15 protein-coding genes are annotated in these 15133 nt (G+C 66.6%); 5 read left to right on the top strand and 10 right to left on the bottom strand.

What is annotated here, in order from left to right:
- Positions 1-7: 7 nt before the first annotated feature.
- Positions 8-1516, bottom strand: a complete 1509-nt coding sequence (locus QOC76_RS22685; protein WP_526360608.1) for a class I adenylate-forming enzyme family protein — start codon at positions 1514-1516, stop codon at positions 8-10.
- Between the two features lie 93 nt (positions 1517-1609).
- On the opposite strand from QOC76_RS22685, the gene QOC76_RS22690 reads away from it, so the two are divergent.
- A complete protein-coding gene (locus QOC76_RS22690) occupies positions 1610-2599 on the top strand; it encodes an acyl-CoA dehydrogenase family protein (RefSeq protein ID WP_526360610.1) in 990 nt (329 codons plus the stop codon).
- A 95-nt stretch (positions 2600-2694) separates the two neighbouring features.
- Here QOC76_RS22690 and QOC76_RS22695 read toward each other — a convergent pair whose 3' ends face one another.
- The 5 genes from QOC76_RS22695 to QOC76_RS22715 form a co-directional block, all read right to left on the bottom strand.
- Positions 2695-3879: an acyl-CoA dehydrogenase family protein gene (locus QOC76_RS22695; protein ID WP_526360612.1), complete on the bottom strand. Its 1185-nt coding sequence runs from the start codon at positions 3877-3879 to the stop codon at positions 2695-2697.
- Positions 3880-3896: 17 nt separating this feature from the next.
- Positions 3897-6158, bottom strand: a complete 2262-nt coding sequence (locus tag QOC76_RS22700) for an acyl-CoA dehydrogenase family protein (RefSeq protein ID WP_526360640.1) — start codon at positions 6156-6158, stop codon at positions 3897-3899.
- A gap of 77 nt (positions 6159-6235) precedes the next feature.
- Positions 6236-6430 (bottom strand): ferredoxin FdxE, encoded by a 195-nt coding sequence (fdxE, locus tag QOC76_RS22705; protein ID WP_526360614.1) that lies wholly within the window; start codon positions 6428-6430, stop codon positions 6236-6238.
- Between the two features lie 16 nt (positions 6431-6446).
- Entirely contained in the window at positions 6447-6926 is a 480-nt protein-coding gene (locus tag QOC76_RS22710; RefSeq protein WP_526360616.1) for a lipoprotein LpqH, read from the bottom strand.
- A gap of 78 nt (positions 6927-7004) precedes the next feature.
- The gene (locus tag QOC76_RS22715) at positions 7005-8183 is read right to left on the bottom strand and encodes an amidohydrolase family protein (protein WP_526360642.1); all 1179 of its coding nucleotides are present in this window, start codon (positions 8181-8183) and stop codon (positions 7005-7007) included.
- A 100-nt stretch (positions 8184-8283) separates the two neighbouring features.
- Between QOC76_RS22715 and QOC76_RS22720 the strand changes: the two genes are divergently transcribed.
- Both QOC76_RS22720 and QOC76_RS22725 read left to right on the top strand, forming a co-directional pair.
- Entirely contained in the window at positions 8284-8598 is a 315-nt protein-coding gene (locus tag QOC76_RS22720; protein ID WP_526360618.1) for an acyl-CoA synthetase, read from the top strand.
- Positions 8595-9881, top strand: coding sequence for a TetR/AcrR family transcriptional regulator (locus QOC76_RS22725; protein ID WP_526360620.1), 1287 nt, complete (start codon positions 8595-8597; stop codon positions 9879-9881). Before QOC76_RS22720 ends, QOC76_RS22725 begins: the two co-directional genes overlap by 4 nt.
- Here the strand turns inward: QOC76_RS22725 and QOC76_RS22730 are convergent.
- A complete protein-coding gene (locus tag QOC76_RS22730; protein WP_526360644.1) occupies positions 9860-10213 on the bottom strand; it encodes a DUF732 domain-containing protein in 354 nt (117 codons plus the stop codon). The genes QOC76_RS22725 and QOC76_RS22730 overlap by 22 nt on opposite strands.
- Positions 10214-10285: 72 nt before the next feature.
- On the opposite strand from QOC76_RS22730, the gene QOC76_RS22735 reads away from it, so the two are divergent.
- Entirely contained in the window at positions 10286-10777 is a 492-nt protein-coding gene (locus QOC76_RS22735; RefSeq protein WP_526360622.1) for a CAP domain-containing protein, read from the top strand.
- Here QOC76_RS22735 and QOC76_RS22740 read toward each other — a convergent pair.
- The 3 genes from QOC76_RS22740 to QOC76_RS22750 are packed head-to-tail and all read right to left on the bottom strand — an operon-like array spanning position 10774 to position 14011.
- Positions 10774-12315 (bottom strand): class I adenylate-forming enzyme family protein, encoded by a 1542-nt coding sequence (locus QOC76_RS22740; RefSeq protein WP_526360646.1) that lies wholly within the window; start codon positions 12313-12315, stop codon positions 10774-10776. The two genes, QOC76_RS22735 and QOC76_RS22740, sit on opposite strands and share 4 nt — an antisense overlap.
- 26 nt (positions 12316-12341) lie before the next feature.
- Positions 12342-13553 carry a thiolase family protein gene (locus QOC76_RS22745; protein ID WP_526360624.1) on the bottom strand — a complete coding sequence of 404 codons (1212 nt, stop codon included), beginning with the start codon at positions 13551-13553 and terminating at the stop codon, positions 12342-12344.
- Entirely contained in the window at positions 13553-14011 is a 459-nt protein-coding gene (locus tag QOC76_RS22750) for a MaoC family dehydratase (protein WP_526360626.1), read from the bottom strand. The genes QOC76_RS22745 and QOC76_RS22750 overlap by 1 nt, the downstream gene beginning before the upstream one ends.
- Before the next feature lie 108 nt (positions 14012-14119).
- On the opposite strand from QOC76_RS22750, the gene QOC76_RS22755 reads away from it, so the two are divergent.
- On the top strand, positions 14120-15133 hold a 1014-nt coding region (locus QOC76_RS22755; protein ID WP_526360628.1), incomplete at its 3' end, for a thiolase family protein.

Consider the following 15133-nt stretch of genomic DNA (forward strand, 5'->3'; position numbering starts at 1 on the left):
TCACCTTTCAATCGGGTTGTGCAACAGCAGTGAGCTTCTCGAGCGTCGCGACAAGTTGGCGGCGGTCGACCTTCAGTGCCGCACCCCGCGGCAGCTCGTCGACGACGAACACCTTCGCGGGTACCTCGTACGCCGTCAGCGATGCCCTGCAGTGCGCGCGCAACTCGTCACCGGTTGCGGTCATCGCGGACCTGAGTTCGACTGCGGCGACCGGGATCTGGCCCAGTCGATCGTCGGCCAGTCCGGCAACCGCGGCGTCTGCGACCGCGTCGTGTGTGCGCAGGGCCCGCACCACCGTCTCGGGCGCGATCTTGAACCCGCCCCGCACGATGACGTCGTCGGCGCGGCCGTCGATGAAGAGATACCCGTCGCTGTCGATGTGGGCAAGGTCGCTTGTCGTCACCCAGCGGTCCGGCGAATCCCCCACTTGCGCCGAGGCCACCTGTAACCGTCCGATCTGCCCGACGGGTAGCTCCGCGCCATCTTCGTCGATCACCTGCAGGCGGACGCCGGGGAAGGGATGGCCGACACTGCCCTTCTTTGCGGCCCAGGAAGCACGAAAGTCCTTGGCGGTCCAGCCTGCAACGGCGCCCGCGAACTCGGTGGCGCCGTAGGTGATGAGTATCGGGATGCCGTATCTCTGCAAGAACGCATCCACCAGTGCGGGATCGACAGGCGCTGTTCCCGAGGTGATGGCGCGCACGCTGGCCAGGTCCTCGCGCGGGATGTCGGAGTTCAGCACCGCGCGAATGGCAGGCGGTGGCAGGCCTACCAGAATAGGTTGGTGTTCCTTGATCGCGTTATGCCACCCGGACACCGAGAACCGCTCCAGCATCACGATCGGCCGGCCGGCCACCAGCGACTGCAACAGCGACCACAGCCCTCCGATGTGCACAATCGGCAGAGTGACCATGCCGACGGATCCCGTCAGGGGTGGTTTGTCGCTGCTCTGCGGGCGGTTGTTGTGCTGCAGCGCCGCCGACAGTGAAACCTCCAACTGCCTGCGGCCAAGGGGGACGCGCTTGGCAGGCCCGGTCGTACCGGAGGTCAGCATTTCGATGGCGATCGCCGGATTGCCCTCATGCGGATCATGTGTCGCCTTCGCGCGGGCAGCGACCTCGGTTCCGTCGACGCTGAATGCCCAGGCGCCGAGTTCTTCGACGGCATCGGCGAACAGCGGCTCGCTCCACAGATCCTGCGGCGCCAGCAGATAGTCGGCGCCAGACGCGACGAGGTCTGCGCTGAGCCGCTCGGCCGGCTGCAGGGGGCTGATCGTCACCAGCGTGCGATCGACCCGGAAGATCGCGATGAGCGCCGCGACCGACTCCGTGCGGTTGCCCAGGACGACGGCAACGCGGCCGCCAGGTCCGCACCCTGCGGAGGAGAGTTCGCGGTCGATCCGCTCGGTCAGCTCGCGGACGTGACCCCAGGTCAGCCACTGCCCGTCGCGCTGGATCATCCGAGCGTCGTCCGGGGCATTCCACAGCCGTCCCAGCGCCGTCTGGATGCTTGTCATCGCTACTTCCTGCGTCTCCGGCCGTTGCCCGAACTGTTTCGTCAAACGTAGTCGACATGGTTTACTAGGTCAACTTACTGAAGGGGGCTGCAGGTGGACTTCGGCCTGACCGGTGAGCAGGAACAGCTCGCCGATTCGGAGCGGTCCTGGTTGGGCCGAAACGACCCGATCGAACGCCTGCGACAGGCTCTCGACAAGGCTCCGATCACCGTCGATCCAGCCGCGGTTGCCCATGCAGCGGAGTCTGGATTGCTGGCGCTTCTGACCCCGGATGTCGGTGGCACACACGTCGACCTCGCGGTGTGTAGCGAGGAACAGGGATACGCGGCGGGCTCATTGCCGCTCGCGGATATCGCAATCGCTTGCTGGCTTCTCGACCGCGCCGGGCTGCCCGAGGCGGAGACCGCCGCAGAGGGCGAACCGCTCGTCGGCCTCGCCCGCGCGGTCGACCTGGTTACCAGCCCAGTCCCGATGGCTGCCGACATGACCGGCTTCGCCGTCGTGAGGCCGACCGATGACGGTGAATTCGTCGCGCTGGTACGAGGGCCGAAGTTGTCGGCAATGACGACACTGGATCTCAGCCGATCCTGGGCGCGGCTCGACCTCGACGGCTCTGCGCTGGACTGGGTGGCACTGCCCGCCGGAACACTGCAGCATGTGCGCGATGCGCTCGCGGTACACCGGGCCTTCGACGCGCTCGGCGGTGCGTCGCGGCTGCTCGAAATGACCGTCTCCTACGCGCTCCAGCGCGAACAGTTCGGCGCGGCGATCGGCTCCTTCCAGGCCGTCAAACATCACTGCGCGAACATGGCCGTCGGCGTCGAGGCCGGCCGCGCGGCGCTCTGGGCGGCAGCACTGTCGCTGGACGAGGAGCCCGACGACGCCCGGTCGCGCGCCTGCTCTGCGGCCGTCGCGTACGCGAAATCGGCGGCCAGCGAGGTCGCGGGCACCGCGCTGCAGGTGCACGGTGGCATTGGATTCACCTGGGAGCACGACCTGCATCTGTTCCTGCGCCGGATCAAGGTCGACGAAGCCGTCGACGGAACGGTGGCCGAGCACCGCGCCGCACTGGTCGCCACCTAGCGCGAGCAGACGCAAAATCGCACTATCGTGGCGGGTTTTATGCGATTTTGCGACTGCTCGCGATAAGGATTTTGCGACTGCTCGCGATAAGAAAGTTACTTCCGCGGAAGGCCCAACCCCCGCTCGGCGATGAGGTTGCGCATGATCTCCGAACTGCCACCGGCGATGGTGTAGGCGCGCGCGTACAACCACTCGTCCTGCCAGCGGCCGTCGTCGAGAACGTTGTCGTCGCCCTCGACCAGCACACCCGCCTCGCCGCTCAACTCGACCGCGAATTGCGCCATTTCCAGATTGAGTTCGCTGAACATGAGCTTGCCCATCGCCGCGTCGTGCATGCGTTCGCCGCCCCGCAGCCAGCGGGTCAGGTTGGCGTAGGTCAACGCCGACAACGCCTCCACCTCGGCAGTGAACTCCCCGATTCGGTCGCGAACCCGATCGCTGTCGATGGCCGGACGACCGTCGACTGTGATCCGGCGGGCGAGATCGACCAGCGCATCGACCGCGAGTCGAAGCTTCACCACGATCCCGCCCACGTTGGTGCGTTCGTGCGCGAGCGTGGCGTTCGCGATGGCCCAGCCCTGGCCCGGAGTCCCGATCATCGCGTCGGCCGGTACCTCGACACCGTCGAAGAACACTTCGTTGAAGTCGGACGTACCAGTCAGCTCGCGCAGTGGCCGCACACTCACACCCGGCGCAAACATATCCAGGATGAACGCGCTGATGCCCTTGTGCTTCGGTGCGTCGGAGTCGGTGCGCGCCAATAGATAGCCATACCGCGCCCAGTGCCCGTCGGTCGTCCACACCTTCTGACCGTCGATGAGGTACGTATCGCCGCTGCGCACGGCCCTGGTGCGCAATGACGCCAGATCGCTGCCCGCGCCGGGCTCGCTGAACAGCTGGCACCACAGTTCGCGGCCTGCGCGAATCTCGGGTAGATGCCGTCGGCGCTGTTCGTCTGTGCCGTAATGGAGCAGCGCGTGGGAGGCCAGCACGCTACCGCTTTGTGCGCCGGGCGCGTTGGCGCGGGCGAGTTCTTCTCCAACGATGATCGCGTGCTCGGGTGAGCGGTCGCTTCGGCCGCCGAATTCGGGCGGCCAGTCTGACCCCGCGTAGCCCGCCTCGTAGAGACGTCCTGTCCACTCCTGCAACGCCTTGAACTCGGCATCGTTTTCAGCGCTGCGCACGCCGGCACGGGGCGGGATCGCCGGCGCGTGCTCAGCGATGAACGCCCGCACCTCGGCGCGAAACTCCGCCAACTCGTCGCCCATGCCGTATTCCATCGTTTGCCTCCGCCTGCTTATCGACTCAGGACCGCACTGGCCGCGCGGTCGCGCAACGCCTCAGCGCGGCCGACGAGCACGGCGTTGGCCGCGGCGCGGCGCAACAGCAGATGGACTGGATGCTCCCAGGTGAAGCCGAGGCCGCCGTGGATCTGCAGCGCGCCCTCGGTGGCCGACACCGCGGCATCGAGCGCTGCGGCCGCGGCCAGGTCGACCAGGTACTCCGATTCGTCCTCGTCGGCCTGCGCGGCGGCCAGCACCTGGCTGCGGGCGCCTTCCAGCGCAACCAGCATGTCGGCGCAGCGGTGCGAGATCGCCTGGAAGCTGCCGATCGGGCGGCCGAACTGCTGACGCTCGCCGGCCCACTCCACCGACATCGCCAGTGCCCGCGAACCCACTCCGACCGAGTCCGCCGCCACCGCCAGCAGTGCCTGGCGGCGGGCGTCGCGCAGCCCGTTGCGCAAGTCGGCCCCGTCGGACAGCACTTCCCCGGCGGCCGCGGTCAAGGTCAGCGCGCCGACGGTCGCGGTCAGGTCGAGCGGCTGCTGAGCTGTCACCTCGACGCCGTCGCCGGCAGGGTCGACCGCGACGAGAACCTCGCCGTCCCCAGTCGTCCGCGCGAGTACCAACAACACCTCGGCGCTGGGTGCTCCCGCCACGATCGGTACCGAGCCGCTCAGCCGCTCCCCGTCCCACTCGGGCAGTTCCGGCCCCGCTGTCAGCCAGCCGGAGTCGTCAAGCGGAACCGCGAATGCCGCGGGGGCGCCCGCCGCGATGCGCTGTGCCGCCTCCTTGGCTCCGACCGCGACCGCCACACCGAGCGCCGTCACGGTTGCAACGAGCGGCACCGGCGCAAGCGCCTTGCCCGCCTCCTCGATGGCCGCGTAGAGCAGTTGCGGGCGCGCACCCTCGCCGCCGAGTGCCTCGTCGACGGCCAGTCCGGGCAGCCCGAACTCAACGAGCGCGGACCAGGCGGCGGAATCGCAGGCATCGTGGGCTCGCTTGGGGTCGAGCAGCGTTTCGACGTCGACCCGAGCCCTCAGCGTCTGCGAGAGCACGTCGCGCAGTTCGCGTTCGTCCTCGTCGGCGACGGCGAGTGGGGCCCCTGGCACGACAGCGGCGGCCCGGCTGCCCTCGCCGCGATGCGATGGCAGGCCCAGCACGCTTTCGGCGATGGTGTTGCGCTGAATCTCGGCGGTGCCGGCGCCGATGGTGGTGGCGCGACTCATCAGGTACCCGAATGTCCAGCGGCCCTTGTCGATTGCGGCGGCTGCCCGACTGCCCAGCGCCGCGTGCGGTCCGACGGCACGCAGTGCAAGTGCGTGCATGTGCTGCTCGAATTCCGATTTCACCAGGCGGTTCACCGAAGCGACACCGCCGGGATCCTCGGCGCGGAGCACCGCGGCCAGCGCACGCGCGCTGTTGGCCGCGATGGTGCGCACGCCGGATTCGAGCCGGGCGATGTCCTGGCGCACCTGCGGGTCGGCGTCCAGTTGTCCAGACGCCACCAGCTCGATGACCCTGTCGGCGGTCTTTCGGTATTTGAACTCGTCGGCCAGAAACGCGGTGGCCCGCTCGTGGCCGAGCGAGGTGCGCATGATCGACCAGCCGCGCCCCTCGTCGCCGACGCGGTTCTCGACGGCCACCTCGACGTCGTCAAGGAACACCTCGGCGAAGTGGGCCGCGCCGCTGATGTCGCGCAGCGGCCGAACCGTGATCCCGGAACTGTCCATCGGTATCAGCAGATAGGTGATGCCCTCGGTGCTGCGGCCGGGTGGGCCGGTGCGCACCAGCGCGAACATCCAGTCGGCCCGATCGGCCATCGTCGTCCACACCTTCTGACCGGTGACCCGGTAGACGTTCCCGTCACGGACGGCGCGAGTGGACAGCGACGCGAGGTCGCTGCCCGCGCCCGGTTCGGAGAAGCCCTGGCACCAGAACTCGTCGGCACGCAACAGTGGCGTGAGGAACCGGGCCTTCTGCTCGGCCGTCCCGTGCTCGATCAGCGTGGGCGCGAGGATGAACGACAGCGGGCACGGGTGCGGAGGCGCCCCCGCGGCCGTGGTGAGCCGGTAGTAATCGAGCTGATCTTCCAACGACAACTCCAGGCCACCGAGCGACTTCGGCCAGCCCGGAGCGGCGAGCTCGTTGTCGACGAGCTTGGCATGCCATGCGCGCGCGGACTCTATGCGGTTCGGCTTGCCGGTCTCGGCCCGCTGGTCACGCCGATTCTCGGCGAGCAGCCCCTCGAGTCGGGATCGCCAGTCGGCTGACGGCATCTGCACCCCACAAAGTTAACTTGGTTACTTATGTGAGCAGTCTGCTGTGTCGGCCGGGCAGTTGGCAAGTGCTGCGGTCAGTCCTCTTCGAGAATCAGGGCCAACTCCGGGCAGGCGGCGACACCGTCACGCGTTTGCTGCTCGTCTCCGGGCTTGACGTCGTGAGCCTCGAGGATGCTGTAGCCGGAATCGTCGATCGGAAACAGGTCCGGATCCACCGCATAACACTGCGCATGACCGACGCACTTTGCCCGTTCGAGACGAACTTTCACCGCAACTCCTTCCGAGTCAACACGCCACCCTTATCGAGAAATCTTCGGTGACACGTGCGCTCGGGTTGTCGACGTTGAAACCCGTTGCGCTGCCGGTCACCACAAACGTCTGCCCGGTCATCTCGACCTTCGCGTCAGGCCCGAGATGCGCCCAGTAACTGCCGGTGAAACCCCCGACATCGGTGATCTGAGCGAATTGCACCGCGAGTCCGTCGCGGTTGTCGATGGTCGAAGTCGTGCCCGAACTCTCGTTCCCGGTATTGATCGTGGTCACCGGTCCGACGGTCGAGCAGTTGACAGCATTCGACCTGCCCGCGCCTGCGCCGTTGATACTCACTTCCGCGGTGCCCGCCGGCAGGCCGCCCGCCGGTCGTGCAGCGGGGGCCGGGTCGGAGCAGCCGGCGACACCGCAGGCAACTATCAACGCAGACGCGCCAGCGATGAATCGGTTATCCACGATCACCTCAATTCCCCTGCCGCTGATCCGTCGGCACATTGCGACGAATGTAGCGGGAGCGACGTCACGCGTCAGGGTAATCCGCTAAATATCTCCCTCATTCGCCGGGGATCCCGGTCAGGTCACGGTCGACCGCGGGAAGTTCAGCATCCTGCGCGCGTTCTCCTCGACGATCAGCGAGCACTCGTCGTCGGGCACGCCGGCGAGCACCTCGGCCGCCCGCTTGCGGGAGTTGGGCCAGTTGGAGTCGCTGTGCGGGAAGTCGATCTCCAGCATGATGCGGTCGATGCCGACGCTGTGCCGGTTCTCGAGGCCATGTTCGTCGTCGATGAAGCAGCCCCAGAAATGCTTGCGGAACAGATCGGATGGCCGGGCATCGAAGTCGATTGGCTGGTAGTACCGGTGCCGCTCCCACACATAGTCGGCCCGCTCGAGGATGTAGGGCACCCACCCGATGCCGCCCTCGGCCAGTGAGATCTGCAGGTCGGGAAACTGCTGCAGTTTTCCGGAAAACAGCCAGTCCACGGTCGACCACATGAGGTTGGTCGAGAACAGTGTGATCGCAACAGCGAACGGCGCGTCCGGCATCTGCATCTGGCCGGCAACCGGCGCCATCGAGGAGAACGAGAAGCCGGGAACGTAGGACCCCGAGCCGAAATGCAGCGACAGCGGCATGTGCGCATCCGAGCAGACCCGCCACAGCGGGTCCCAGTGATCGGAATGGAACGACGGCAGGCCCAGCGGCACCGGGCTGTCCGGGAACGACACGGTGCGCGCGCCCATGGCGGCCACGCGCTCGGCTTCGTCGACGCATGCCCTGACGTCCCAGGTCGGCAGGATGGCCAGTGGCACATACCGGTCGGGCGCGGTGGCGCACCACTCCTCGATGTAGAAGTCGTTCCACGCCTTCACGCAAAGCAGCGCCAGGTCCTTGTCGGCGGCGCGGTGAAAGGTTCCACCGCCGAATCCGGGAAAGGACGGGAAGCACAGCGCGGCCTGCACACCGTCGAGATCCATGTCGGCGACGCGGGCCACCGGGTCGTAACAGCCCGGGATCATGTCTTCGTACCGCACGGGGTCCATGCCCCACTCCTCCGGCGGCTTGCCTGCCACGGCGTTGAGGCCGATGGTCGGGAAGATCTGTCCGTCGTAGGACCAGAGGTGTTTGCCGTCCATTTCAACGATCCGCGGGCCGTGCTCACGCCACTTCGCCGGCAGTCGGTCCTGCCACACCCGTGGGTGTTCGACGAGATGGTCGTCGACCGACACGATCTGGTGGTGGTCCTGAAGCGGCATGGCTGCACTCACATTTCTGACAACTTGTCTTACTTTCTGACACTTCGTCTCAGACGGTATATGATGCAGGCCACAGTTGTCCAGGGTTGAGAGGTGGATCATGTCGGCGACCGAACACACGCCGGATGCGGAGGCACGCGGCAAGCTCGACGAGGACGACCACGACCTGCTCACCTTCGGAGAAGCAGGCGAACGGCTTCGCCTCGAGATCACCGCGGCCCACGACGCGGTGACCCGACTCAGTGGATCCGGTGATACCGCTGGCCTGGAGCAGGCCCGCGACCGACTGGCGGCGTTGCGCGCCGCCGCCGACCGCAATTCGGCGCAACCCATCAACGACGCCAACTTCGAGAAATTCTTCGGCTACCCCGGCAAGGCCAAGCGCAACCTGCCGCAGGCGCCGGCCGCAGAATGACCACTGCCGCCGACAAGTTGCGACGGCCGGGATATGCGCCCCCGGCCAACACCGTCGTCGGTCGGCGCGGCCTCCACACCCGCGACCGGATCGTGTCGTGTGCGGCAGAAGTCTTCCTGCAGAACGGCTTTCACAGTACGTCGATCGACACGATCGCCAAGTCAGCAGCCGCGTCGCGGGCGACCATCTATCAATATTTCGCCGACAAGGAAGCGATCTTCGCCGAACTGTCCCGCGCTGCGGTGCGATCCGTGCTCGGGCTCGGCGAGCGCCTCGGGCCGCTGGGGCCCACCGCGGACGGACTGGCCAACCTCGAGGCCTGGATGCACGAGTGGGCGGACATCTATGACGCACACGCGGCGGTATTCGCCGAGTACCCCGGCATCGGCACCGTGATGGGACTGACGGCGGTCGACGCCCACTCGGTGCCGGAAACGTTCACCCGGCACGTCACCGATCGACTCCGCTCGGCACCGGTTAGCGGACTGGAAATCGCCGATGCGGTAGCAGCGCTCATGCGGATCCCCCACATGGTCAATCTCTATCGCCACCGTGGACTGTTCGGGCTGCCATCCCGAGAGACCGTATCGGGCTCGCTGGCGATCGCACTCCAGCTCATGCTCTTCCCCGACAGGGCGGACACAATGACCTTCGCCGCGGTCGCGCCTCGCCTCAACGTCGCCATTCCGGTCGCGGACGACGAGCTGAAGCCCTCGCCTATTCGCAGGGACGTGCTCTCTGTCAGCTCACAGTTGTTCGCGCAGCGCGGCTATTACGCGGTCGGGATGGCGGACATCGCCGCGGCGGCCGACATCAGCCGGGCGACGCTGTATCGGTACTTCAGTACCAAGGACATGATCCTTGCGGAGCTGACCCGCGCGGCCGTGATCGAAGCCGAGCACCACGCCGCGGCTTTGAAGCTGTTGACGACCAATGGCGTTGATGCCGAGCAGTTTTCGCGCTGGACTCATGACTACGTCCGCTTTCACCGGGCCTACAGCGGCGTCATCCGTGCCTGGTTCGACGGCACCGTGGCCGAACGCCTGTCCGAAGCGGCGGTCGGCGACGGCATCGCATCGATACGCGGTGCGGTAGCCGCCCTACTTAAAACCGCGACGCTTCCGACCGGGGTGGACCCCGCGACGGCGCAGGCAGTGTTCCTCGCGATCCTCGGGCGGATGACCGAGCCGACTGTGCCGGGGCAGAGCGACGCGCACGCGGCCGAGGTCATCGTCGCGTTGTTGGGCCGCTCCCTGCTGAGTCAGCTCGGCGCCGCGACGTAGCCGGCAGCGGAGTTGCGTAACTGCCAGATCTGCGCCGGGCACAGTTCGTTGGCGGCCTGACTGATCAGATAGGAAGCCTGGAACTCGTCGTTGGTATTGAAATCACCCTTGATATCGCCCACCAGCTGCGCGTACGGCCTGCCCTGGGCGATCTTGTCGCAGACCCCGTGGCCATACGCGAGGGCGGCGTCGGCGTTGGCGAAGTTGTATCCCGGCTTCACCGTCACGTTCACCAGATACGCAACCGCGTCGGCGGACGCCGTCGGCGTGCCTGCGATGACCCCGCCCGTGCAGAACAGCGCGGCAGAGGCGAGGCTGATGAACGGATTCATCTTCATAGAACCAAAAGCGTAATTCATTTAGCTTATTACCGGGTAATCTCTTTGCAGACTGGGGAGGCACGCATGACACGCAGCAAGGCTGGTCGATTCGGACTGACGATACCGTTGCTGGTCGTCGCCGCGGGCGCGACTGCGATACCGACGGCACACGCCGACAACAAGCGGCTGAACGAGAGCGTGTTCGTCAACATCGACACCGCGCAGAAACAGAACGGTTGTCCGGCCGAGGCGCACCTGGACGGCAGGCTCGTAGAGGCGGCTCGCCTGCACACACTCGACGTGCTCAACAACCGGGCCCTCGACGGAGACATCGGCTCGGACGGCTCGACCCCGCAGGATCGGGCCAATGCGCAGGGCTTCGTCGGCAAGGCCTCCGAGACCGTCGCGATCAACCCGGCACTTGCGATCAGCGGGATCGAAATCCTCGGCCAATGGTGGTACAACCCGGCGTACAAGGCCATCATGCAGGACTGCTCGAACCTCGCCATCGGCGTGTGGTCGGAGAACAGCCTCGACCGCACGGTGGTCGTCGCTGTCTACGGCCAGCCCGCCTAACCGGCCACCGCCCCTGCAACATCCACGCGGAGTCGCTTCTTGTCGACCTTGCCGCTCGCCAGGACCGGCAATTCGGCGACAATCACAAGTCGCCGCGGCACCTTGTAACCCGCGAGCCTGGACCGGACGAATTCCTGGACTGCCTCCAGCGTGAGGGTGGTGCCGGCCGTCGGCACCACAACGGCGCAGACCGCCTCGCCCCATTTCTCGTCGGGCGCGCCGACCACCGCGCAGGCCGCGACCGCGTCGAGCGAACTGAGGACGTCCTCCACCTCCGGTGAAAACACGTTCTCCCCGCCGGTGATGATGACGTCCTTCTTGCGGTCGACCAGGTACAGCAGGCCGCGGCCGTCGCACCGGCCGACATCGCCGGTGCGGCACCACCCGTCCCGAAGCGTCGCAAGCGTCGCCGCCGGATCGTCCCAATACCCGCGGAACAGCGAGTCTGATCGAACGACGATCTCACCGGCCTCGCCGACCGGCACATCGCAGCCGTCGTCCCCGACGATCCGCACCCGCACACCGGGGAAGGGGAACCCGACGGAGCGCAGTGCCTCGCCCGCATCTGGACCGTCGAGGACATGCAGTTCGCGCGGCAACCCGGACACGATCGCTTCGGTCTGGCCGTACAAGTTCAGAAACCCCGCCCTGGGCAGCGCCGTCATCGCGCGCTGGAGGACGTCGGCCGTTATCGGCGCGGCCGAATAGATGACGGTGCGCACAGTCTCGAGGTCCCGCGCATCGGTCACTGCATCGAGCAACGCCCGCAGCATCACCGGTGCCAGGTGCAGCACGGTGATGTTGTGCTCGGCGATGATTCGCACGGCCTCGGCCGTATCGAACTGCTGCTGGAGCACCACTGTTCCGCCGCGAGCGTGCAGTCCGCCGATGATCGCCATCGCACCGATGTGAAACATCGGCATGTTGATCAATCCCCGGTCTGCACTGCCGGACCGCATTTCGACGTTCATGGTGAACGCCACCCGCCTCAGCTCCCCCTGCCCGAGGATGCAGCATTTCGACGCCCCGGTGGTGCCGCTGGTGGACAGCAGGCAGGCGATGTCGTGGGGGCGCGCGGCGAACGCGAGCTGCCCGCCCCCACCGGAGTTGATGAACTCCTCGAAGGCGACCATGTCGGAGCGAGCCGTTCCTCCGATGCACACCAGTAGCGGCATGGACGGCAATCGCGGCGCGAGTTCGGTGATCATGGCGGCGAATTCGTCCTCGCAGAACACGACGGATGGGGCGACTCGGTCCAACACGTCGAGTACCTCGAGTGCGGAAAGCCGGAAGTTGACCGTCGCCATGATGATCCCGCTGAGCTGGCTCGCGGCCATCACCTCACCGAACTCGATGCTGTTGCGGCTCAGTACGGCGACGCGGTCCTGCCGTCGCACGCCGACTGCTGCCAACGCCGACACCAGCCGCACCGCACGATCACGCAGCTGCGCATGGGTGACCATCCGCGAACCCGACCGGTATGCGGGGACATCCGGGAAACGCACCGCGTTGTCGGTGACGACATCGCCAAGAGTCATGTCGAGGTCGTCTCCGGTCACGGGCTTTACCTGCTACTCAACAACATCGATCCGGCCACCGGGCCGCCGCCGACGCCGACAGCGACCACTTCCGGGGTCTGCGGCACCTGCCGGTCGCCGCCCTCACCCCACATCTGGACGCAGGCTTCGTGCAGGAAGCCCATGCCGTGCAGGCGACCGCCCGAGAGTTGACCGCCGCTGGTGTTGATCGGCAGCGAGCCGTCGAGCGCGATCCGTTCACCGCCTTCGATGAATTCACCGACCTTGCCGTGCTCGCAGAACCCCAGTGCCTCGAGCCACATGACAGTCAAGAAGGAGAAACCGTCATAGATCTGGGCCATGTCCACGTCGGCGGGCGTCAACGCGGTGTTCTGCCACAGCGTCGCGGCGGAATCGTGGGCGGCCATCGTGGTGAGGTCTGATCGCTGGTCCCATGTCGCGCGCTCGAACATGCCCGGCCCAACGGACTCGACGGTCAGCGGATGGTGCGGCAGACCGCTGGCGGCGTCGCGACGGGAGATGATGACCGCCGTCGCACCATCACAGGGAGCATCGCAGTCGTAGAGGCACAGCGGCTCCGAGATCATCCGGGCGCCCAGATAATCGTCCATCGTCATCGGCTGGCGGTAGACGGCGTCCGGGTTGAGCCCGGCGTTTCGCCTCGCGTTCAGCGCGATCCAGCCGAGTTGCTCACGGGTCAAACCGAAGTCGTGCATGTACCGCTGTGCGGGCATGGCCAACCAGTTCGCCGCCGACAAGGCTCCGAACGGCGCGACCCATTCCAATTGCGGCGGCAGCTTGCCCCCGGTGAAAAGCACGGAGGCACGTCCACCGCCGGCCTGCTCCGCCGCCGTGGACTCCCACACCGACCGGAACACCACGACGTGATTGGCCAGTCCAAGGGTGACGGCCATGCACGCCTCGATAGCCGGGCCGATCTGGCCTGCGGTCTCCAGCCCTGACATGTACCACCGGCTGCGCAGCCCCAGCGCATTGCGGACGTCGTGGACACTCGCGCCGGAAAAACCCAGATCGGGAACTCCGGGTCCCGGGTAGCTGGCGATGCCGTCGACGTCGTCGACGGCGAGCCCCGCGTGCTCGATCGCACGCAACACCGCCTCGACCGTCAGATCCAGGCCGGTGCGGCCCAGCCGGCGCCCGACTTGAGACTTGCCTGCGCCGGTCAGTACGGCCTTTCCGTCGAACGGGCCCCTGGTCACGTTGGTGAGGGTAGTCATCAGAAGAGGAAGCGGGCGATGAGTTCTGCGACGGCGGCCGGCTTGTCCACGCCGTCGATCTCCACGGTGTGCCGGACGGTCAGGTTGACGGTGTCGTCGGCGACCTTCGTGGCGTCCGCGAGTTCGGAGCGCACCCGGATGCGACTGCCTGCTGTGACGGGGGCCAGGAATCTGACCTTGTTCAGTCCGTAGTTGATGCCCATCTTCGCGTTTTCGACGCGATAGTTGTCCTTGCTCACGCCGGGGATGAGCGACAGCGTGAGAAAGCCGTGCGCAATCGTTGCGCCGTAAGGACTCTCGGCCTTGGCCTTCTCGACGTCGACGTGGATCCACTGGTGATCCATCGTCACGTCGGCGAAGGCGTCGATAAGTCTCTGGTCGATGTCCACCCAGCGACTGACCCCGAGCTCGGCGCCGATCAACGCGATCGCGCTGTCGATGGATCCGATTGTCTGCACCTGCTGCTCCTGTCGCCGCCACCCGAAATACCGATATCTATTTAACGGTATAGACTGACCCCGCCCGCAGGGCAACCAGCCCCGGAGTCCGACGATCTTGGGAGACACATGGCCACCACTACATCCCGCGCAGCGATCGTGGCCGCTGCCCGCACACCGATCGGAACGGCGCGCAGGGGCACACTGGCCAACGTCCCAGCGATCGAACTGGCGAAACCCGTGGTAACCGCTGTCATGGAGCGCTCGGGACTGGACACCGCCGACTTCGACGATTTCGTCCTGGCCGAGAGCATGCAAGGCGGTGGCGACAGTGCCCGCTACATCGCGGTGGACCTCGGCCTGATCGACATTCCCGGCATCGCCGTCAACCGACAGTGCGCGTCCAGCCTGTCGGCGATCGCGGTGGGTGCGGGTCAGATCGCAGCCGGGATGAGCCGCGCCATCCTGGCCGGCGGCATGGAGTCGCTGTCCACCGGACCGATCATGCAGAAGCGCAAACCCTTCACGTCGGGCAAGTCTCCCGAGGACTATGCGCAGTGGTTTCCCGAGTCGCATCCGCCGACAGCCGAAGCGCCGGCGATGGACATGTCCATCACTGTCGCGCACAACTGCAACCTTCAATACGGAATCACCCGCGAGGACCAGGACGAGTGGGCGCTGCGCAGCCATCAGCGTGCGATCAAGGCCATCGACGCCGGGTCGTTCTCCGACGAGATCATCCCGATCCAGGTGCCCCAGGCCGACGGGACGACGATCACCTTCGCCGAGGACGAACATCCACGGCGCGGCAGTTCGATGGAGTCGCTGGCCGGACTGAAGGTGCTGCACCCAGAGATCGAGGGCTTCACGGTCACGGCGGGCAACTCGTCGGGCATCAACGACGCGGCGGCGGTCGTCGCGCTGGCGTCACCCGATACCCAGCAGAATGTGCTGGCCAACGTGCTGTCCTGGACGCAGGTGGGACTGGACCCGACCCGCACCGGCAGCGGTCCGATCAAGGCCATTCCGAAGGCGCTGGAACTGGCCGGGCGCAAGCTCGAGGACGTGGCACTGTTCGAGATCAACGAGGCGTTCGCCGCACAGGCTGTGGCGTGTGCGCGCGAACTAGGACTCGACGAGGAG

This window comes from Mycobacterium sp., assembly GCF_032159565.1.
GTDB lineage: Bacteria > Actinomycetota > Actinomycetes > Mycobacteriales > Mycobacteriaceae > Mycobacterium.

Bases quoted from the DNA above. Each gene is read 5' to 3' on its own strand.
- QOC76_RS22685 (WP_526360608.1), bottom strand. From the start codon at position 1,516: ATGACAAGCATCCAGACGGCGCTGGGACGGCTGTGGAATGCCCCGGAC.
- QOC76_RS22695 (WP_526360612.1), bottom strand. From the start codon at position 3,879: ATGGAATACGGCATGGGCGACGAGTTGGCGGAGTTTCGCGCCGAGGTG.
- QOC76_RS22700 (WP_526360640.1), bottom strand. From the start codon at position 6,158: ATGCCGTCAGCCGACTGGCGATCCCGACTCGAGGGGCTGCTCGCCGAG.
- QOC76_RS22710 (WP_526360616.1), bottom strand. From the start codon at position 6,926: ATGTGCCGACGGATCAGCGGCAGGGGAATTGAGGTGATCGTGGATAAC.
- QOC76_RS22715 (WP_526360642.1), bottom strand. From the start codon at position 8,183: ATGCCGCTTCAGGACCACCACCAGATCGTGTCGGTCGACGACCATCTC.
- QOC76_RS22720 (WP_526360618.1), top strand. From the start codon at position 8,284: ATGTCGGCGACCGAACACACGCCGGATGCGGAGGCACGCGGCAAGCTC.
- QOC76_RS22725 (WP_526360620.1), top strand. From the start codon at position 8,595: ATGACCACTGCCGCCGACAAGTTGCGACGGCCGGGATATGCGCCCCCG.
- QOC76_RS22730 (WP_526360644.1), bottom strand. From the start codon at position 10,213: ATGAATCCGTTCATCAGCCTCGCCTCTGCCGCGCTGTTCTGCACGGGC.
- QOC76_RS22735 (WP_526360622.1), top strand. From the start codon at position 10,286: ATGACACGCAGCAAGGCTGGTCGATTCGGACTGACGATACCGTTGCTG.
- QOC76_RS22740 (WP_526360646.1), bottom strand. From the start codon at position 12,315: ATGACTCTTGGCGATGTCGTCACCGACAACGCGGTGCGTTTCCCGGAT.
- QOC76_RS22745 (WP_526360624.1), bottom strand. From the start codon at position 13,553: ATGACTACCCTCACCAACGTGACCAGGGGCCCGTTCGACGGAAAGGCC.